Genomic DNA, 18,547 nt, shown 5'->3' with positions numbered 1-18,547 from the left:
TCGATGAGCGTTAGACGGATCATGGGCACCGAGGTCGAGTACGGCATCTCCGTGCCCGGCCAGGCCGGAGCCAACCCGATGGTCACCTCCTCCCAGGTGGTCAATGCGTACGGGGCGCGCCCGGAACTCAACCGGGGCGGCCGCGCCCGCTGGGACTACGAGGAGGAGTCCCCGCTGCGCGACGCCCGCGGCTTCACCTACTCCGGTGCCGCCTACGACCCCGCGGAGGCGCTCGCCGACGAGGATCTCGGGCTCGCCAACGTGATACTCACCAACGGTGCCCGGCTCTACGTCGACCACGCCCACCCGGAGTACTCGACGCCCGAGGTGACCAACCCGCTGGACGTGGTGCGCTGGGACAAGGCCGGCGAGCGGGTGATGGCCGAGGCCTCCCGGCGCGCCGCCACCATTCCCGGCACCCAGCCCATCCACCTCTACAAGAACAACACCGACAACAAGGGCGCCAGCTACGGCGCCCACGAGAACTACCTGATGCGCCGGCAGACGCCGTTCGCCGACATCGTGGCGTACCTGACGCCGTTCTTCGTCACCCGGCAGGTGGTCTGCGGCGCCGGCCGGGTCGGCATCGGGCAGGACGGCAGCCAGAGCGGCTTCCAGATCTCCCAGCGCGCCGACTTCTTCGAGGTCGAGGTCGGCTTGGAGACCACCCTCAAGCGGCCCATCATCAACACCCGCGACGAGCCGCACGCCGACGCCGACAAGTATCGGCGGCTGCACGTCATCATCGGTGACGCGAACTTGTCGGAGATCTCCACCTACCTGAAGGTCGGCACCACGGCGCTCATCCTCAGCATGATCGAGGAGAAGGCGCTCAGCCCGGATCTCGGCATCGCCGACCCGGTGAGCGAGTTGCGTGCGGTCAGCCACGACCCGTCCCTCACCCACCTCATGCGGTTGCGCGACGGTCGACGGCTCACCGCCCTGGACGTGCAGTGGGCCTACTACGAGCGGGTGCGGTCCTTCGTGGACGACCGCTACGGCGTGGACGCCGACGAGCAGACGGTGGACGTGCTGGCCCGCTGGGAGAGCGTGCTGGACCGGCTCGGCCGCGACGCCATGCTCTGCGCCGACGAGCTGGACTGGGTGGCCAAGCTGCGGCTGCTTGAGGGCTACCGCGAGCGTGAGAAGCTCGGCTGGGGCTCGCACAAGCTGCAGCTTGTCGACCTGCAGTACTCGGACGTCCGCCCGGAGAAGGGCCTCTACCACCGGCTGGTCTCGCGGGGCGCGATGAAGACGCTGCTCAGCGACGAGGAGACCCGTCGGGCGATGACCGAGCCGCCGGAGGACACCCGGGCCTACTTCCGCGGCCGCTGCCTCGCCCAGTACGCCTCCGAGGTGGTCGCGGCGAGCTGGGACTCGGTCATCTTCGACGTCGGCCGTGAGTCGCTCGTCCGGGTACCGATGATGGAGCCGGAGCGGGGCACCCGCAAGCACGTCGGCGCGCTGTTCGACCAGTGCGCGAGCGCCAAGGACCTGCTGGAGACGCTGACCGGGGGCTGACCCGTCCGGTCCCGAGGGCCCGTCACCGCGTCAGACAACGGCGCGCGGCGGGCCTTCTGTCGCTCCCAGGGGGTAAGTTTCTCGCAGGAGATCGTGGAGGAGGCACCCAATGGCCACTCGTGACAGCGGCGGGCAGTCGCAGTCGGGCAAGTCCCGCCAGGGCGAGGAGATCGAGGACGTCACCACCGAGGCCAACCCCGAGGTCGCCGAGCGGCACGCGGAGATCACCGAGGACGTCGACGACCTGCTTGACGAGATCGACTCCGTCCTGGAAGAGAACGCCGAGGAGTTTGTGCGGGGTTACGTACAGAAGGGCGGCGAGTGAACCAACCGGTGCGGATCGGGCATGCCGCGCCGCTCGGATGATCAAACTGGCCGCCGGCGCTGCCGTGACCGTGGGGAATGGAAGTCGCTCGAAGAGTTCTGCGTGAGCAGCACGCGCCCAAGCGGTCGCGGCAGCTACTGCAAGCCCTGCTTCAACCGTCGATCCAAGGCCAGCTGTGCAGAGCGGGTCAGGGAGACGCGCGGCCGTGAGGTGAAGGTTGCACCTGATGTCCCGGACCGGCACCGGTTCCGCGCCGACTGTGGAACGGTGAAACCCGTAGTTCGACGAGCTCCTGGCCGACCAGGGCGGCCTCCGCGCGGTCTGCGGCACCCCCGATCCGGAACATCTGGACCACGATCATCGCACCGGATGGGTGCGCGGGATACTCTGCTTCAACTGCAACGGTGGTCTTGGCCGGTTCCGCGACAGTCCCGAGCGGCTGGCCAGGGCGATCACGTACTTGAGAGGAACCACGTGGCAGCGGGTTTTGATCCATCCGGGCGTCTACCAGATGTGTTCACCAACGCGGGGACGTCCTCCTTCACCTCGTTCCTGAGCAAGGTGGCTCCCGAGATGCTGCCCGGGCGGCGGCCGTTGCCCCCGGGCATGGCAGCCGACATGGCGCCGCACGCGACCACGATCGTGGCGATCTCCGCCGCCGGTGGCGTGGTGATGGCGGGCGACCGGCGGGCCACGATGGGCAACCTGATCGCCCAGCGGGACATCGAGAAGGTGCACCCCGCCGACGCGTACTCGCTCGTGGGCATCGCGGGCACGGCCGGCATCGGCATCGAGCTGATGCGACTGTTCCAGGTGGAGCTGGAGCACTACGAGAAGATCGAAGGCGCCATGCTGTCGCTGGACGGCAAGGCCAACCGGCTCGCCTCGATGATCCGCGGCAACCTGGGCGCCGCGATGCAGGGACTCGCCGTGATCCCGCTCTTCGCGGGCTTCGACCTGGCGGCCACCGACCCCGTGAAGGCCGGCCGGATCTTCAGCTTCGACGTCACCGGCGGCCCCTACGAGGAGACCGGCTACGACGCCATCGGCTCCGGCTCGCTGTTCGCGAAGTCGGCCCTGAAGAAGCGGTTCCGGGCGGGGCTCGCCATCGACGACGCGGTCCGGCTCGCGGTCGAGGCGCTCTACGACGCCGCCGACGACGACACCGCGACCGGCGGGCCCGACCTGACGCGTCGCATCTACCCGGTGGTGATGACCGCGACGGCGGAGGGCACCCACCGGCTCACCGACGCCGAGACGGCGGCGATCGCGGAGGCCGTGGTCTCCGCTCGGATGGAGAACCCGGGCGGCTGAGCCGGCCGGTCGGAAGTCGTCAGCAGTCGTCCGGACAGCGTCAAAGGAGAAACAGCCGCCGTGGCCATGCAGTTCTACGCCTCGCCCGAGCAGATCATGCGCGACCGCTCCGAGCTCGCCCGCAAGGGCATCGCCCGGGGGCGCAGCGCGGTGGTCCTGAGCTACGAGGGTGGGGTGCTCTTCGTCGCCGAGAACCTCTCCAGCGCCCTGCACAAGGTCAGTGAGATCTACGACCGCATCGGGTTCGCGGCCGTGGGTCGCTACAACGAGTTCGAGAACCTGCGCCGTGCCGGCGTGCGGATGGCCGACCTCAACGGGTTGAGCTACGACCGGCGGGACGTGACCGGGCGGGCCCTCGCGAACTCGTTCGCGCAGATCCTCGGGGCCATCTTCACCGAGCAGTCGAAGCCGTTCGAGGTGGAGATCTGCGTGGCGGAGGTCGGCGCGACGCCCGACGACGACGAGCTCTACCGGCTCACCTACGACGGATCGGTCAACGACGAGCCCGGCCGCATGGCGATGGGCGGCCAGGCCGAGGCGATCACCGGCGTGCTGAAGGCCGAGCACCGGCCCGACATGTCGCTCGGCGAGGCGGCCAAGGTGGCCGTGAAGGCGCTGAGCAGCGTGGGGGGCGAGGGCGGGGCCGCGCGCACCATCGCGGCCAACCAGCTGGAGGTGGCGGTCCTCGACCGGCGCCGGGTGGGACGGACGTTCCGCCGGATCACCGGCGCGGCGCTCACCGCGCTGCTGGACGGGGACGCCGCGAAGGCGGATCAGCCGGCCGCGGGTGGCCCGGAGACGCCGACGACCCCCACGGAGGAGTCGGGGAAGCCCACCACGTCGGCGGCCTCGGCGGACCTGGAGAACAAGCCCGGCACGCAGAGCGAGCAGTAGACCGTCCACCAACGCCGGGGCTCGCCGACAGGCGGGCCCCGGCGTTCGTGTCCGTCCCGTCGGCCCGTGCCGAGCGAGAAACGCCGGCCCGGCCGTCCGGGCGACCGGCTCCGAGCGGCGGGCGGTCAGCGGCGTCGCAGCAGCGGCTTCACCAGGGCCCAGTAGGCGCTGGCGACCACGTTGAACACGCCCATCCCGACGGGCACGTCGACGTTGGACGGCTCGACCCGTGCCGTCATCAGCTCGGCGATGACCCCGTCCGGGACACTCCGCTCGCTCTGCAACCGCCGACGTCGGGCACGCAACCAGGCCCGGTTGCGCCAGAGCCAGGCCCACCCGCGGAACTTCTGCCGCGCCCAGCCGCCGCCGAGCGCGGTCACGACCATGGCGGCCTCGGTGAGCAGGAGGATGGGGGCGAGCATCGCGAGGGTGCGCGCCTCGTACGCCGTGAGCAGGCTGATCAGGCGATTCCGCTCCACGAGGTAGAACTTCAGGGCGTTGCGCGAGAACGCGTAGTGGTGCCGGACGACCGCGTCCGGGACGTACTCCAGGCGCAGGCCGCGTTGCCAGAGCCGGAGGCTGAGCTCGGTGTCCTCGTGGTAGGCGAAGTACTCGGCGGCGAAGCCGTCGAGGTCCTGCCACAGGCTGCGACTGATCGCGAAGCAGCACCCGCTGAGCGACGGCACCGGGGTGCGCCGCGCGTGGGCCGAGGCCGGTTCACCGTTGCCACCCGACCAGGAGAGACCGATGAAGTGCAGCGGGTTCCCGGAGCTGTTGATCAGATCGGGAGTGTCGGCGAGACGGATCGAGCCCATGGCCGCGCCGACGCCGGGCTCCGCGGCGACAGCCACGATCTTCGCGACGGCGTCGGCCGCGACGACGGCGTCCGAATTGACGAAGACCAGCCAGTCGCCCCCGGCCTCGGCGGCGCCGATGCGGCAGCCGCCCGAGTAGCCGGTGTTCCCCTGGGGGCGCAGCACGCGTGCGCCGGGCAGTCCCTTGACCACGTCGATGCTGTCGCTCGTGCACCCGTTGTCCACGACGATCAGCTCGACGTCGACGCCGCCGCTGGCGAGCACGGCCTGGGCGGCGTCGACCAGCCACGGTTCCGGACCGTAGGCGAGCATCACGGCGCTGACGCGGGGACGACTCACCCGCTCCCTCCGGACGCGCCGCTGGCGGCGGTCGCAAGGGTCGGGGTGGGCGTCGGGGTGGACGGGCGGCGCCGCCGCAGGAGCAGCGCCATGGCGGCGACCACCACGACCGAGCCGACCGTGTAGCCGATCTCGACGCGCAGCGCGACGGACAGCGGGGCGAGCGTGGCGACGACCAGCGCGGCCACACCGACGGCCCACGCCACGGCCTGCGCACGGTGCCGGTCGAGCGCGAGCAGGGCCTGACCCAGCACCATGGCCCAGAGGTAGGCGAGGGTGGCCACCGCGAGCCACGCGAAGTCGGCGTGGCCCAGCACGTCGGGCGCGTCGAAGAGCGCGCCGACCAGCCAGGGGCCGAGCAGCACGGCGCCGAGCGCGCCGAGAAGGCCGAGCGCGGTGACGACGCCCAGCGCCCGGCGCAGCAGGCCGTGGAAGGCGGTGTGGTCGCCGGTCGCGGCGGACGTGGCGAGCCCGGGCAGCAGCGAGGCCTGCAGGGAGGCGAAGACGAACAGCGGGATCCGGACCAGCACGAGCGCGGAGAGCAGCGCGCCCGCGGTGGCCTCGTCCGACGGGGCGAGAACGCGCGCGTTGATCACGCCGACGTTCACGACGACCTGCGACAGCAGGCTGGAGGCGGTGAGCAGGCCGAGACCGCGCAGCAGCGCCGGCCAGGCCACCGGCAGGCCGCCGCCGACCGCGCGGAGCACCGGTGGCAGGGTGGCCACCACGCTGATCAGGGGCGCGGCGACCAGCACCGCGCCGTACCAGACGGGTGAGGTGACGCCGGCCAGGCCGAGGAGGGCGACGAGCACGATCCGCAGGCCGCCGTCGACGCCGAGCTGCCCGCCGTACCAGGGGAAGAGCTGCAGGCCGGAGAGGACGCCGCGGGTGGCGTAGGCCACGGCCATGCCCACGAGCGACCCGACGAGCACCCAGACCATGGCCCCGTCGCCGCCGAAGAGCCGGTCGGCGAGCAGGCGGTGGGCGGCGAGGATGACGACCACCATGAGCGCGAGGACCGCCGTGGCGAGGGCGGTGCCGCGGGCGAGCACGGGGCCCGGCGGCAGGCCCTGCGTCCGCCGGGCGGCCACGATCCGGGCGACCTCCTGCTCGACCGGCAAGAACAACCCGATGCCGAGGGTGAACACGATCGACCAGAGCACCGAGAGGGACGAGTAGTCGGCCTTCGTGAGGCTGTGCCCGGCCACCGCGAGGTGGACGTAGGAGGCGAGCCCGAGCAGGCCCAGCCCGGCGCCGACGGCGATGGTGCCGGGGGGAACGAGGTTCAGCAGGCGGCGCATCACCGGCGGATCAGGGCCAGGGTGAGGACGGCGAAGGCCCGGCCGAGGTAGATCATGGCCTTGGTGGGGGAGTGGCTGGGTGTGCCCGCCATCCGCTTGCGCATGGCCACCGGCACCTGCCGGATCCGGTATCCGCGGCGCGCGGTGTGCACCAGCGTCTCGACGGTGTCGCCGAGGTACTCCACCGGGTACCAACGCGCGAACATCTCGATGACCCGCCGGTTGGCGGCCCGGAAGCCCGAGGTGGTGTCGGTGAGCTTCGTCCGGGCGATGCGGGACAGGACCGCGCCGAGCATCACCATGGCCCAGCGACGGGGACCGCGGACGCTGTAGTCGCCCTCGCCCGCGAACCGGGCGCCGATCACCAGGTCGTTGTCGTCGAGCAGGTCGACCAGCTTCGGCACGTAGCGGGGGTCGTGCTGCCCGTCCGCGTCGATCTGGATCGCCACGTCGTAGTCGTGCTCGTGGGCGTAGCGGTAGCCGAGCCGCATGGCCCCGCCGACGCCGAGGTTGTACGGCAGGCGGGCGACGCGGGCGCCCGCGGCGGCCGCGACGGCGTACGTGCGGTCGGTGGAGCCGTCGTCGACGACGAGCACCTCGACGCCGGGCAGCTCACCGCGCACCTCGCGGACGACCTCGCCGATGGACCCGGCTTCGTTGAGCGCCGGGATGATGATCAGGACTCGCTTGCCGTTAACCATCGTGGGACACCAAATCGTTCCGGGCCGCCCGCTCGGCCTCGATCTCGGCGCGCAGCAGGGCGAAGTCTTCGGCCAGGGTGCGGGTCTCCTCCTCCAGGGCGCTGACCTCCCAGCTCAGGTGCACGCACACCAGCAGCAGGAAGACGATCCCGAGGAAGAGCACGAGGCTGACGCCGGAGGCGACGCCCAGGAGTTCCGCGACGTTGTCCAGCAGTCGGGGGAACAGCGACAGCGGGATCACGATCAGCAGCACGCCGAACCAGAGCATGCCGTACTTCTCGCGCAGCTGCCGGCGGCGCAGGAGCTCGATGATCGTGCCCAGCAGTATCAGACCGGTCAGGCCGGTGACGAGGGTGAGCTTCATGTGTCCTTCCACGGGGGAGCGGAGGAGGCGAAGGCGGCCGCGAGAGTGTCGTGCCAGTCCGGCATCGCTGTCAGGCCCGCGGCGGTCCACCGGCTGTGCCCTAGCACACTGTACGCCGGTCGGCGCGCCGGACGCGGGAGCCGGTCGCTCGTGGTGGCGCGGATCCGGTCCGGGTCGAGCTGGTGGAGCGTGAACGCGGCGCGGGCGAGCCCGTACCAGGTCGTCTGGCCGGAGCACGTGCCGTGGTAGATGCCCGGGGCGGCGCGGCCGGCGAGCGCCGCGTCGGCGAGTTCGACCAGCCGGGTCGCCAGGGCGTACGACCAGGTGGGCTGGCCGTGCTGGTCGTCCACGACGTCGAGGCGGTCGTGCTGCCGGGCCAGCCGCAGCATGGTGGCGACGAAGTTGCGCCCGTGGGCGCCGTAGAGCCAGGCGGTTCGCACGACGTAACCGGTGTCGGGCAGCAGGCGGGTGACGCTCTGCTCGCCCATGAGCTTGCTGCGGCCGTACGCGTTGATCGGCGCGGTGGGCGCGTCCTCCGGGTACGGCCGGTCGGCGTCGCCGGCGAAGACGTAGTCGGTGGACATCTGGATGAGGCGGGCCCCGGACCCGGCGCACGCCTCGGCGAGGCGGGCCACGCCGTGGCCGTTGACCGCGGTGGCGGCCTCCTCGTGCGCCTCGGCGCCGTCGACGTCGGTCCAGGCGGCGCAGTTGACCACGATGTCGTGCCCGACGACCGCGGCTCGTACGGCCGCGGCGTCGGTGATGTCGAGGTCGGTCCGGGTGGCGGCGGTCACCTTCAGGTCGGACCGGGCGCCGAGCACGTCGAGCAGGTCCCGGCCGAGCATTCCGCCCGCGCCGGTGACGAGCAGCCGTGTCATGCCGATGCGGCCTGCTTCAGCGGCTCCCACCAGGCCCGGTTCTCCCGGTACCAGCGCACCGTCTCGGCGAGGCCGTGGTCCAGGTCGATGCTCGGGGCGTACCCCAGCTCCTCATTGATCTTGGTGATGTCCAGCGAGTAGCGGCGGTCGTGGCCCTTGCGGTCGGCGACCGGGACGACCCGCTCCCAGCCGGCGCCCACGGCCTCGAGCAGCCGGCCGGTGAGCTCCTTGTTGGTCAGCTCGGTGCCGCCGCCGATGTTGTAGACCTCACCGGCGCGGCCCTTCTGCTGCACGAGGGCGATGCCCCGGCAGTGGTCGTGCACGTGCAGCCAGTCCCGCACGTTGCCGCCGTCGCCGTAGAGCGGCACGGTGCCGCCGTCGAGCAGGTTCGTGACGAACAGCGGGATGACCTTCTCGGGGAACTGGTACGGCCCGTAGTTGTTGGAGCAGCGGGTGACCACCACGTCCATGTCGTGGGTGCGGTGGTAGGCCAGCGCCAGCAGGTCCGAGCCGGCCTTCGAGGCCGAGTACGGCGAGTTCGGCGCGAGCGGCCACGTCTCCGTCCAGGAGCCGGAGTCGATCGAGCCGTACACCTCGTCCGTCGAGACGTGCACGAACCGCGCGGTGCCGTGCCGCAGCGCGGCGTCGAGCAGGGTCTGGGTGCCGAGCACGTTGGTGGTGACGAACGGCGCGGCGCCGGCGATCGACCGGTCGACGTGCGACTCGGCCGCGAAGTGCACGATCACGTCGTGCTCCGCGACGACCTCGTCCACCACGGCCGGGTCGCAGATGTCGCCCTGCACGAAGCGCAGCCGCGGGTCGGCCCGCACCGGGTCGAGGTTCGCCCGGTTGCCCGAGTAGGTGAGCTTGTCGAGTACCGTCACGGCGGACGGCTCGATCGGCGGCACGCCCGCGGCACTGCCGAGCGGCTTGCCCAGCAGCAGTCGGACGTACTCCGACCCGATGAATCCGGCTCCGCCGGTGACGAGGATCCTCACGGGTCCGGAAGTGTACGCGAAGCGGCGCCGCGACCGGGGGCGGCGGCCCGGGTCTCCGGTTCCCGGCGCGGCCGGTAGTCTCCTCGGGTGCGCGGAATCCTACTCGCCGGCGGCACCGGGTCACGGCTGTGGCCGATCACCCGGGCCGTGTCGAAGCAGCTCATGCCGGTCTTCGACAAGCCGATGGTCTACTACCCCCTCTCCACGCTCGTGATGGCCGGGGTCCGGGAGATCCTGGTGATCACGACACCGGAGGACCAGGACCAGTTCCGGCGGCTGCTCGGCGACGGCAGCCAGTGGGGCCTGCGGCTGGAGTACGTGAGCCAGGCCCGCCCGGAGGGCATCGCCCAGGCGTTCGTGCTCGGTGCGGACTTCATCGGCGACGAGGCCGTCGCGTTGGTCCTCGGCGACAACATCTTCCACGGCGTCGGCCTGGGCCGGCAGCTCGTGGCGCACGGCGACCTGATCGGCGGGCGGGTGTTCGCGTACCCGGTGGCCAACCCGGAGGCGTACGGCGTGGTCGACTTCGACGCCGACGGCAAGGTGCTCTCGATCGAGGAGAAGCCGGCGCGGCCGAAGTCCCGGTACGCGGTGCCGGGGCTGTACTTCTACGACAACCGGGTGGTCGACATCTCCCGCAAGCTCACCCCGAGCGCGCGCGGCGAGCTGGAGATCACCGCGGTGAACGAGGCGTACCGGGAGATGGGCGAGTTGTCCGTCACCGTGCTCGACCGCGGCACCGCCTGGCTGGACACCGGCACGTTCACCTCAATGATGCAGGCCGCCGAGTTCGTCCGGGTCATCGAGGAGCGCCAGGGCCTCAAGATCGGCTGTGTGGAGGAGGTCGCCTGGCGGGCCGGCCTCATCGACGACGAGCAGCTGCGGACGCTGGCCGCGCCACTGACGAAGAGCGGCTACGGCGACTACCTGCTCGGGCTGCTCGCGGAGTCCGAGGCGGTGGGCCGGTGAGCGCGAGGAGTGAGCCGGGTTTGCGAGCCCCGCAGTCGCGAACGGAGATGGCGCTGTGAAGATCCGGCCGCTGAGCATCGACGGCGCGTGGGAGATCACGCCGCAGCAGCACGGCGACCCGCGCGGCCTGTTCATGGAGTGGTACCGCTTCGACCGCCTCGCCGAGGCGGTCGGGCACCCGCTGCGGCTCGCGCAGGGCAACCTCTCCGTCTCGGCCCGGGACGTGGTGCGGGGCATCCACTTCGCCGACGTCCCGCCCGGCCAGGCGAAGTACGTGACGTGCGTACGCGGCGCCGTACTGGACGTGGTGGTCGACCTGCGGGTCGGCTCGCCGACCTTCGGCCGGTGGGAGGGCGTCCGCCTGGACGACGCCGACCGCCGCGCCGTCTACCTCGCCGAGGGGCTCGGCCACGGCTTCTGCGCGCTGACCGACGACGCGACGCTCAGCTACCTCTGCTCGACCACCTACAACCCGTCGGGCGAGCACGCGGTGCACCCGCTCGACGCGGACCTGGACATCCGGTGGCCGGCCGAGGTCCCGCAGCTGTCGGCCCGCGACGCCGCGGCGCCCACGCTCGCGCAGGCCCGCGAGAGCGGTCTGCTGCCGGACTACGAGACCTGCCGGGCGTACGTGGCGACCCTCGGGCCGGACGGTATGTCGCGGTCGGACGGGGTTTGACCGCACCACCGCGCACGACGTGTGGTGTGACAGTGACGAACGGGCCCTCCGGGCGGCTAATGTCACACCATGGAACGGCGAATCTTCGGCCTCGAGACCGAGTACGGCGTCACCTGTACCTACCGCGGGCAGCGGCGGCTCTCCCCGGACGAGGTGGCCCGCTACCTCTTCCGCCGCGTGGTGTCCTGGGGCCGGTCCAGCAACGTCTTCCTGCGCAACGGCGCCCGGCTCTACCTGGACGTCGGGTCGCACCCCGAGTACGCGACCCCCGAGTGCGACTCGGTGGTCGACCTGGTCGCGCACGACCGGGCCGGTGAGCGGATCCTGGAGGGGCTGCTCGTCGACGCCGAGAAGCGGCTGCACGACGAGGGCATCGCGGGCGAGATCTACCTATTCAAGAACAACACCGACTCGGCGGGAAACTCGTACGGCTGCCACGAGAACTATCTGGTCTCCCGGCACGGCGAGTTCGGCCGGCTGGCCGACGTGCTGATCCCCTTCCTGGTCACCAGGCAGTTGATCTGCGGGGCGGGCAAGGTGCTGCAGACCCCGCGCGGCGCGGTCTACTGCCTGTCCCAGCGGGCCGAGCACATCTGGGAGGGCGTGTCCTCGGCGACCACCCGCAGCCGGCCGATCATCAACACGCGGGACGAGCCGCACGCCGACGCCGAGCGCTACCGGCGGCTGCACGTGATCGTCGGCGACTCGAACATGAACGAGGTCACCACCCTGCTGAAGGTCGGCACGGCCGACATCGTGCTGCGCATGATCGAGGCCGGGGTGGTGATGCGCGACCTCTCGCTGGAAAATCCGATCCGCGCGATCCGGGAGGTGTCGCACGACATCACCGGCCGGCGCAAGGTGCGGCTCGCGTCCGGCAAGGAGATCAGCGCCCTGGAGATCCAGCAGGAGTACCTCGCCAAGGCGACGGAGTTCGTGGAGCGCCGCGGCGGCGACCAGACCGCCAAGCGGGTGGTGGAGCTGTGGGGCCGGGTGCTGCGGGCGGTGGAGACCGGCGACCTCGAGCCGGTGGCCCGGGAGATCGACTGGGTGACCAAGCTGCGGCTCATCGAGCGTTACCAGCGCAAGCACGACCTGCCGCTGTCGCACCCGCGGGTGGCGCAGATGGACCTGGCCTACCACGACCTGCGCCGCGGCCGCGGCCTGTACGCGCTGCTGGAGCGGCGTGGCGAGGTGGACCGGGTGGCCACCGACCCGGAGATCTTCGAGGCGAAGGAGACGCCGCCGCAGACGACGCGCGCCCGGCTGCGCGGCGAGTTCATCCGGCACGCGCAGGAGAAGCGGCGCGACTTCACCGTCGACTGGGTCCATCTGAAGCTCAACGACCAGGCGCAGCGCACCGTGCTCTGCAAGGACCCGTTCCGGGCGTACGACGAGCGGGTCGAGCGGCTCATCGCCAGCATGTGACGGTGTCCCGGCCGGCCGGCGCGGTGGCGCGCGTCGCCGCGGCGGCCGGCCGGGTACGCTGACCGGGCCATGACGACATCCCCGAGGCCCGAGCCCACCGAGAGCGGCCGGCAGCGCCAGAACTGGGTGGAGCGCCGCCGTGAGAAGATCCGCGCCGAGATCGAACGGAACCGGCGCGGCGAGTACACCGTCCCCACGTGGGTGCTGGCGCTCGCGCTGGTGTTGATCGTCGGTGGCTGGCTCGCCCTGATCTTCCTCGCCTGACGGCACCACCGGCGACCGCCTCCGCACCCCGCGATCGTGCACGTGTTGCCCGGGCATACCGGTCGACAGCCGCGAACCACGGGCCCGAACTGCACGATCGCGGCGAGGACAGGGGTGACCCGCGTGGGCCAGCGCCTGGCCCGGTCGGGTCGCCGCGGCGGGTAATCGGCCGCCGTCGTCGCCGCGAGTCCGCCGCCCGTGCTCCCCGAACCGGCCCGCGCCGGCGACCACCGGGACGCCACGACGCGGGAGGCGATCATGAACGACACGAGGGTGCCGCAGCCGGAGCGCGGCGGCAGGGGCTGGCGTGACCCGGGGCCGCGGGACGTCGTGCGGGACCGGGAGAACCCGGACCTGCTCGTCCCGCCCGCCACGGACGCGGGGACGGTGCCGAACCTGCGGTTCTCCTTCGCCGACGCCCACACCCGGATCGAGCAGGGTGGCTGGACCCGCGAGATCACCCAGCGGGAGCTGCCCGTCGCCACCGAACTCAGCGGCGTCGACATGGCGCTGGAGCCGGGCGCCTACCGGGAGCTGCACTGGCACAAGCAGTCGGAGTGGGCGTACGTGCTGCGCGGCAGCTGCCGCATCAGCGCGGTCGACCAGGAGGGACGCAACTTCCTCGACGACGTCGGCGCCGGGGACCTGTGGTTCTTCCCGCAGGGGGTGCCGCACCACATCCAGGCCCTCGACGAGGGCGTCGAGTTCCTGCTGGTCTTCGACGACGGCGCCTTCTCCGAGAACGGCACCTTCCTCATCAGCGACTGGTTCGCGCACACCCCCCGGGAGGTGCTGGCGAAGAACTTCGGCTGGGCGCCGGAGCTGCTGGACCGGCTGCCCGAACGGGAGAAGTACATCTTCTCGGGGCAGCTTCCGCCGCGGCTGGACCGGGACCGGGTGATCAGTCCGACCGGCGACGTTCCCCGCACCTTCAGCCACCGGATGCACGCCCAGGAGCCGCAGCGGTTTCCCGGCGGCACGGTCCGCGTGGCCGACGTCTCCACGTTCGCCGCGGCCACCACCATCTGCGCGGCCCTCGTCGAGGTCCAGCCGGGCGGGCTGCGCGAGATGCACTGGCACCCCACCGACGACGAGTGGCAGTACTACATCTCCGGGCAGGGCCGGATGGGCGTCTTCGCGAGCACCGGCGCGGCCCGCACCTTCGACTTCCGCGCCGGCGACGTCGGGTACGTGCCCTTCGCGTACGGCCACTACATCGAGAACCTCGGATCGGAGCCGCTGGTCTACCTGGAGATGTTCCGCACGCCCCGGTTCGCCGACATCTCGCTGAGCCAGTGGATGGCGAACACGCCGGCCGAGGTGGTGGCGGACACGATCAACCTGCCTCCGGAGGTGATCGCCGGGCTGCCGCGGGAGAAGCGGCCCGTCGTCCGCTGACCCGGGCCCGGTGACCGGGGACGCCGGTCACGCGAGCTGCGCGGCGGCGTGCCGGCCGGCGGCCGCCGCCGTGAGGAAGTAGGCGTGGTCGGCGTCCAGGCCGCGGCCCATGGTGGACAGCGGCACGCGGCTCGCCCGCAAGGCGGCGTCCAGCCCGTCGGTGGCGACCCGGACGATCCGGTGCCGGGCGGCGAGGGGCGCCAGCGCCGCGTCCACCTCGCCGGCGAGGGCCGGGTCGAGGCCGTCGGGCACCACGAGGTCGGCGGAGGCCAGCGCCACCCGGCCGTACGCGGTGAGGCTGTGGTGCGACACCCCACGGTGGCGGGGGCGCGGGTCGGCCGCCGAGACGCGCAGCGAGCCCACGGGCCGGCCGCCCAGCGTGGCGGCAGCGTTGACCGCCTCCCCGACCGCCACCCCGGAGAAGCCCCAGCGGGTGCCGGTGCCGAGGTTGCCGGGGCCCTGGGCGACGACCGCGACGTCAGCGTGGAGCACGTGCCGGGCCGCGAGCAGCCCGCTGTGCAGCGTTCCCGCCTCCAGGTCGCCGCCGAAGGCCTGCCCGACGCTGATCGTGCCCACCAGGTCGTCGCGCAGCCCGGCAAGGGTGCGGGAGAACCAGGCCGGCAGCGCGCCGCCGTCGGTGAGCACGTACGCGACGCGGGCGTGCGGCGCGTCCGCGCGGACGCCGGCGAGGATCGCCGGCAGCGCCGAGTGCAGGTCGGCGGTGACCACCGGCATCCCGCCGAGGTCCTCCGCGGCCTCCAGCACCGCGCGGTGCGGCGAGGCCTCCTCGTCGACGCCCAGCAGGATCGGCTGCAGCGGGGTGTAGCGGGTCTTCACGAGGTGACCGGCGTCGCGGGTGTCACGGGCCTGCGGCGGGTCCGGCGGCAGCCGGTCCGGCAGCGCCACCACGAGGGCGTACCCGCCGGTGCCCAGTCCCATGAGCAGCGCGCCGGCGTTGAGCAGCACCCGGTCGCCGGGCTCGGGACGGCCCACGAGGTGCGGGTAGGCCAGGGCCCGCATGGTGGTGCCGTCGGGCAGGGCCACGTCCAGCTCCACCGCCCCGGCCCACTGCCGCCGCAGCGCCGTCACCGTCCCGGACCGCCATCGCACCATGACGGGCACGCTAGCGGCGCGACCCGGAGCGCCCGCGCCCGGGGCCGCGGGCCCTGCGTCGCGCGTTCAGCGCAGGCCCGGGTCCACGGGGCCGTCCCCGAGCGGGGCCTCCGGCTCGCGACGAGCCGCACGGGCGCGGAGCGGGCCGCCCGTCGGGTCGAGGAACAGGTACCGGATCTCCGGGTAACGCTCCCGCAGCCGCCGTTCCGCCTCGTCGGCGGTGGCCTCGATGGCCGCGCCGGTGGCGTCGTCGCGGAAGTCGACCTTCGCGGCGACCAGGATGTCCTCGGGGCCGAGCTGCATCGTGAACAGCGTGCCGACCCGCTCGACCTCCGGCAGCCCGGCCAGGGACTGCTCCATCTCGCGCCGGATCCGCTCCGGCACCGCGCGCCCGACCAGCAGCGAGAGGTTGCTGTACGCGAGGGTCGCGGCGACGACCAGCAGCAGCACGCCGATGAGGACCGAGGCGACGCCGTCCCAGAGCTCGTCGCCGGTGAGCTCGGACAGGCCGACGCCCAGCCCGGCCAGGATCAGCCCGATGAGCGCGGCGCTGTCCTCCAGGAAGACGGCCTTCACCGTGGTGTCGGCGGTCAGCCGCAGGTACCGCCGGGGCGTGGTCCGCCAGCGGCGTGACTCGCGGCGCACCTGGCGCGCGGCCCGGGCCAGCGACACCGACTCGATGACGAACGAGACGGCCAGCACCACGTACGAGACGAGGTAGTCGCCGCTGTGCTCGTGCACGAGGATGGTCGTGACGCCGTGCGTGATCGCGAAGCCGGCGCCGCCGACGAACGTGAACACGGCCGCGAAGAAGGCCCAGACGTAGCTCTCCTTGCCGTACCCGAACGGGTGCCGGGCGTCGGCGGGCCGCGCGCCGCGGCGCAGGGCCAGGAAGAGCAGCACCTCGGTGGTGGTGTCGGCCACCGAGTGCGCGGCCTCGGAGAGCATCGACGCGGACCCGGAGATCAGGCCGGCCACCAGCTTGGCGGCCGCGATGGCGAGGTTCGCGGCACCGGCGACGACGACGGTGCCGACGCTCTCGGACTTGGCCTCCGCTTCGGACATGCGGCAACCCTATGGCCGCCCGCGCCGGACCGCCCGGGGAGCGGCGCCGGCCGTGCCGTACGCCATTCGCATCGGTCAGCCGGCGCGCCCGCGTGGGTGCACGCCCACGGCGCGCTGGCTGCTAGCGTCTACCCGTGTCCCGGACCCGTACCGAACGCCTGGTCAACCTGGTGATCTGTCTGCTCTCCACGCGCCGGTTCCTGACCGCCGCGCAGATCGCCGCGACCGTGCCCGGCTACGAGCACGATCCGGACGACGCGCGTGACCACGAGGCGTTCCAGCGCAAGTTCGAGCGGGACAAGGCCGAGCTGCGCGAGCTGGGCGTTCCGCTGGAGACGGGCACGGCGAGCGTCTTCGACGCCGAGCCCGGCTACCGCATCGCGCCCCGCGAGTACGCCCTGCCGGACATCCCCCTCGAGCCGGACGAGGCGGCCGCCGTCGGCATCGCCGCCCGGCTCTGGCAGCACGCGGGCCTCGCCGCCGCCGCGTCCTCGGGGCTGGCCAAGCTGCGCGCCGCGGGCGTGGACGTGGACCCGCAGGCCACGCTGGGCCTGGAGCCGATGGTCACCGTCGACCCGGCGTTCGCGCCGCTCACGGCCGCCGCCCGCGACCGCCGGGAGGTCGGCTTCGACTACCGGGTGCCCGACCGCGACGCCCCGACCCGCCGCCGGCTCCAGCCGTGGGGCGTGGTCTGCTGGCGGGGCCGGTGGTACGTGGTCGGCCACGACCTCGACCGGGACGCGACCCGCTGCTTCCGGCTCTCCCGGGTGGTGGGCCCGGTCCGGGTCACCAGCGATGCCGGCGCCTACGAGCCGCCGGCCGGCGTCGACCTCATCAGCCACGTGGCGCGGTGGTCCGGCCCGGTCGAGCGCACCGGGCGCGCCGTCGTGCTCGCCGCCCCCGGCCGGGCCGCGGGGCTGCGTCGCTGGGCGGTGGACGTCACCGCCGGGCCCGAGGGAGACCGGCTCGTCCTGCCGTACGCCGACCCGGACTGGCTCGCCGGCCACCTCGTGGGCTACGGCCCGGACGTCCGTGTGCTCGACCCGCCGGAGCTGCGCGAGGCCATCATCCAGCGGCTCAAGGAGATCGCCACCCGCCACGACGACCTCGCGGCCGCGGGGGGCCACCGATGACCCGGCCCGCCGCGCGGGGCGGGTCCCGCGCCTCCGCCGACCGGCTGGCCCGGCTGCTCAACCTCGTGCCCTACCTGCTGGCCCGCCCCGGCATCGAGATCGCCGAGGCGGCCGGCGACCTGGGGGTCACCGAGCGGCAGCTGCGGGAGGACCTGGAGCTGCTCTGGGTCTGCGGGCTGCCCGGTTACGGGCCGGGCGACCTCATCGACATGGCGTTCGACGGCGACCGGGTCACCATCACCTACGACGCCGGCATCGACCGGCCGCTGCGGCTCACCCCGGACGAGGCGCTCGCCCTGGTGGTTGCCCTGCGGATGCTGGCCGAGACGCCCGGGGTGGCCAACCGGGAGGCCGTGGAGCGCGCCCTCGCCAAGATCGAGAACGCGGGCGGCGACCTCGTGGCCGCGCCCGTCGAGGTGCGGCTGCCGGCCGACACGCGGCGGGTGGAGGAGCTGCGGGCGGCCGTCGAGCGCGGTCGGGCCCTGCGGATCACCTACTACACGGCGGCCCGCGACGAGACCACCGAGCGCACCATCGACCCGCTGCGCATGCTCATGGTCGGCGGTCGGGCGTACGTCGAGGCGTGGTGCCGCCGCGCCGAGGCGGTCCGGATGTTCCGGGCCGACCGCATCGACGCCGTCACCGAGCTCGACGAGCCGGCCGTCGTGCCGCCGCAGGCGCGTCCGCACGACCTCACCGAGGGGGTGTTCCGTCCCTCGCCGGACCTGCCGCTGATCACGCTGCGCATCGGCCGCGGCGAACGCTGGATCACCGAGTACTACCCGTGCGAGCGCGTCGAGCCCGGCGAGGGCGACCAGTGGCTCGTCTCCTTGCGGGTCACCGACCTCAACTGGGCGCGCCGGTTCGTGCTGGGCCTCGGCCCGGACGTCACCGTGGTCGCCCCGGCCGAGCTGGCCGACCAGGTCCGGGCCGCGGCCACGGCGGCGCTGGACGCGTACGCCCGTCCCGCGCCCGCCACCCGACGCGACCCGGACCCGGCCGCCGACCCGGCGGTGGCGGCCGGCCCCCGGTAGGCTGACCGCCGTGG

The 18,547-nt window shown here is 72.8% G+C and carries 20 protein-coding genes; 12 read left to right on the top strand and 8 right to left on the bottom strand.

Translation table 11 applies throughout. The annotated features are described in order from the left end of the window. Positions 1–3 precede the first annotated feature (3 nt). From dop to prcA, 5 genes are all read left to right on the top strand, one after another. Entirely contained in the window at positions 4–1,521 is a 1,518-nt protein-coding gene (gene dop, locus ACSNOA_RS17895; RefSeq protein ID WP_436659745.1) for a depupylase/deamidase Dop, read from the top strand. Between the two features lie 109 nt (positions 1,522–1,630). Then, positions 1,631–1,846, top strand: a complete 216-nt coding sequence (locus ACSNOA_RS17890; RefSeq protein ID WP_088993750.1) for a ubiquitin-like protein Pup — start codon at positions 1,631–1,633, stop codon at positions 1,844–1,846. 292 nt (positions 1,847–2,138) lie between these two features. Continuing rightward, entirely contained in the window at positions 2,139–2,402 is a 264-nt protein-coding gene (locus tag ACSNOA_RS17885; RefSeq protein ID WP_436662349.1) for an endonuclease VII domain-containing protein, read from the top strand. Then, on the top strand, positions 2,321–3,160 hold the full coding sequence (gene prcB, locus ACSNOA_RS17880; RefSeq protein WP_436659741.1) for a proteasome subunit beta: 840 nt from the start codon (positions 2,321–2,323) through the stop codon (positions 3,158–3,160). Before ACSNOA_RS17885 ends, prcB begins: the two co-directional genes overlap by 82 nt. Positions 3,161–3,220: 60 nt before the next feature. Beyond that, positions 3,221–4,054: a proteasome subunit alpha gene (gene prcA, locus ACSNOA_RS17875; RefSeq protein WP_436659739.1), complete on the top strand. Its 834-nt coding sequence runs from the start codon at positions 3,221–3,223 to the stop codon at positions 4,052–4,054. Between the two features lie 125 nt (positions 4,055–4,179). Here prcA and ACSNOA_RS17870 read toward each other — a convergent pair whose 3' ends face one another. The 6 genes from ACSNOA_RS17870 to rfbB are packed head-to-tail and all read right to left on the bottom strand — an operon-like array spanning position 4,180 to position 9,450. Next, positions 4,180–5,208, bottom strand: coding sequence for a glycosyltransferase family 2 protein (locus ACSNOA_RS17870; RefSeq protein ID WP_436659737.1), 1,029 nt, complete (start codon positions 5,206–5,208; stop codon positions 4,180–4,182). After that, a complete protein-coding gene (locus tag ACSNOA_RS17865) occupies positions 5,205–6,509 on the bottom strand; it encodes a polysaccharide biosynthesis protein (protein WP_436659735.1) in 1,305 nt (434 codons plus the stop codon). Before ACSNOA_RS17865 ends, ACSNOA_RS17870 begins: the two co-directional genes overlap by 4 nt. Continuing rightward, on the bottom strand, positions 6,509–7,210 hold the full coding sequence (locus ACSNOA_RS17860) for a glycosyltransferase family 2 protein (RefSeq protein ID WP_436659733.1): 702 nt from the start codon (positions 7,208–7,210) through the stop codon (positions 6,509–6,511). Before ACSNOA_RS17860 ends, ACSNOA_RS17865 begins: the two co-directional genes overlap by 1 nt. Next, a complete protein-coding gene (locus tag ACSNOA_RS17855; RefSeq protein ID WP_436659731.1) occupies positions 7,203–7,574 on the bottom strand; it encodes a DUF2304 domain-containing protein in 372 nt (123 codons plus the stop codon). The genes ACSNOA_RS17860 and ACSNOA_RS17855 overlap by 8 nt, the downstream gene beginning before the upstream one ends. Continuing rightward, positions 7,571–8,452, bottom strand: a complete 882-nt coding sequence (gene rfbD, locus ACSNOA_RS17850; protein WP_436659729.1) for a dTDP-4-dehydrorhamnose reductase — start codon at positions 8,450–8,452, stop codon at positions 7,571–7,573. Before rfbD ends, ACSNOA_RS17855 begins: the two co-directional genes overlap by 4 nt. Then, entirely contained in the window at positions 8,449–9,450 is a 1,002-nt protein-coding gene (gene rfbB / locus ACSNOA_RS17845; RefSeq protein WP_436659727.1) for a dTDP-glucose 4,6-dehydratase, read from the bottom strand. The genes rfbD and rfbB overlap by 4 nt, the downstream gene beginning before the upstream one ends. Positions 9,451–9,537: 87 nt before the next feature. On the opposite strand from rfbB, the gene rfbA reads away from it, so the two are divergent. From rfbA to ACSNOA_RS17820, 5 genes are all read left to right on the top strand, one after another. Beyond that, positions 9,538–10,419, top strand: a complete 882-nt coding sequence (gene rfbA, locus ACSNOA_RS17840; RefSeq protein ID WP_436659725.1) for a glucose-1-phosphate thymidylyltransferase RfbA — start codon at positions 9,538–9,540, stop codon at positions 10,417–10,419. Positions 10,420–10,474: 55 nt separating this feature from the next. Continuing rightward, the gene (locus ACSNOA_RS17835; RefSeq protein ID WP_436659723.1) at positions 10,475–11,098 is read left to right on the top strand and encodes a dTDP-4-dehydrorhamnose 3,5-epimerase family protein; all 624 of its coding nucleotides are present in this window, start codon (positions 10,475–10,477) and stop codon (positions 11,096–11,098) included. A gap of 69 nt (positions 11,099–11,167) precedes the next feature. Continuing rightward, entirely contained in the window at positions 11,168–12,526 is a 1,359-nt protein-coding gene (gene pafA, locus ACSNOA_RS17830) for a Pup--protein ligase (RefSeq protein WP_120782635.1), read from the top strand. Between the two features lie 69 nt (positions 12,527–12,595). Beyond that, a complete protein-coding gene (locus tag ACSNOA_RS17825; RefSeq protein WP_436659720.1) occupies positions 12,596–12,790 on the top strand; it encodes a hypothetical protein in 195 nt (64 codons plus the stop codon). A gap of 258 nt (positions 12,791–13,048) precedes the next feature. Then, positions 13,049–14,188: an oxalate decarboxylase family bicupin gene (locus ACSNOA_RS17820; protein WP_436659718.1), complete on the top strand. Its 1,140-nt coding sequence runs from the start codon at positions 13,049–13,051 to the stop codon at positions 14,186–14,188. Positions 14,189–14,215: 27 nt separating this feature from the next. On the opposite strand, the gene ACSNOA_RS17815 is transcribed toward ACSNOA_RS17820, so the two are convergent. Together ACSNOA_RS17815 and ACSNOA_RS17810 are read right to left on the bottom strand one after the other, a co-directional pair. After that, a complete protein-coding gene (locus tag ACSNOA_RS17815; protein WP_436659716.1) occupies positions 14,216–15,301 on the bottom strand; it encodes a DUF3866 family protein in 1,086 nt (361 codons plus the stop codon). 66 nt (positions 15,302–15,367) lie between these two features. Next, positions 15,368–16,366 carry a cation diffusion facilitator family transporter gene (locus ACSNOA_RS17810; RefSeq protein ID WP_436659714.1) on the bottom strand — a complete coding sequence of 333 codons (999 nt, stop codon included), beginning with the start codon at positions 16,364–16,366 and terminating at the stop codon, positions 15,368–15,370. A 134-nt stretch (positions 16,367–16,500) separates the two neighbouring features. Between ACSNOA_RS17810 and ACSNOA_RS17805 the strand changes: the two genes are divergently transcribed. Together ACSNOA_RS17805 and ACSNOA_RS17800 are read left to right on the top strand one after the other, a co-directional pair. Further along, positions 16,501–17,499, top strand: a complete 999-nt coding sequence (locus ACSNOA_RS17805) for a helix-turn-helix transcriptional regulator (protein WP_436659712.1) — start codon at positions 16,501–16,503, stop codon at positions 17,497–17,499. Then, positions 17,496–18,533, top strand: coding sequence for a helix-turn-helix transcriptional regulator (locus tag ACSNOA_RS17800; RefSeq protein WP_436659710.1), 1,038 nt, complete (start codon positions 17,496–17,498; stop codon positions 18,531–18,533). The genes ACSNOA_RS17805 and ACSNOA_RS17800 overlap by 4 nt, the downstream gene beginning before the upstream one ends. Positions 18,534–18,547: the final 14 nt, after the last annotated feature.

The organism is Micromonospora sp. URMC 103 (assembly GCF_051386435.1).
Taxonomy (GTDB): Bacteria; Actinomycetota; Actinomycetes; order Mycobacteriales; family Micromonosporaceae; genus Micromonospora.
Note: the sequence above shows the minus strand (reverse complement) of the source record. Positions and strands in the feature narration are given on the sequence as shown.

Bases quoted from the DNA above. Each gene is read 5' to 3' on its own strand.
- ACSNOA_RS17810 (WP_436659714.1), bottom strand. From the start codon at position 16,366: ATGTCCGAAGCGGAGGCCAAGTCCGAGAGCGTCGGCACCGTCGTCGTC.
- pafA (WP_120782635.1), top strand. From the start codon at position 11,168: ATGGAACGGCGAATCTTCGGCCTCGAGACCGAGTACGGCGTCACCTGT.
- rfbD (WP_436659729.1), bottom strand. From the start codon at position 8,452: ATGACACGGCTGCTCGTCACCGGCGCGGGCGGAATGCTCGGCCGGGAC.
- dop (WP_436659745.1), top strand. From the start codon at position 4: ATGAGCGTTAGACGGATCATGGGCACCGAGGTCGAGTACGGCATCTCC.
- ACSNOA_RS17865 (WP_436659735.1), bottom strand. From the start codon at position 6,509: ATGCGCCGCCTGCTGAACCTCGTTCCCCCCGGCACCATCGCCGTCGGC.
- ACSNOA_RS17825 (WP_436659720.1), top strand. From the start codon at position 12,596: ATGACGACATCCCCGAGGCCCGAGCCCACCGAGAGCGGCCGGCAGCGC.
- ACSNOA_RS17800 (WP_436659710.1), top strand. From the start codon at position 17,496: ATGACCCGGCCCGCCGCGCGGGGCGGGTCCCGCGCCTCCGCCGACCGG.
- ACSNOA_RS17860 (WP_436659733.1), bottom strand. From the start codon at position 7,210: ATGGTTAACGGCAAGCGAGTCCTGATCATCATCCCGGCGCTCAACGAA.
- ACSNOA_RS17855 (WP_436659731.1), bottom strand. From the start codon at position 7,574: ATGAAGCTCACCCTCGTCACCGGCCTGACCGGTCTGATACTGCTGGGC.
- ACSNOA_RS17815 (WP_436659716.1), bottom strand. From the start codon at position 15,301: ATGGTGCGATGGCGGTCCGGGACGGTGACGGCGCTGCGGCGGCAGTGG.
- ACSNOA_RS17890 (WP_088993750.1), top strand. From the start codon at position 1,631: ATGGCCACTCGTGACAGCGGCGGGCAGTCGCAGTCGGGCAAGTCCCGC.
- ACSNOA_RS17820 (WP_436659718.1), top strand. From the start codon at position 13,049: ATGAACGACACGAGGGTGCCGCAGCCGGAGCGCGGCGGCAGGGGCTGG.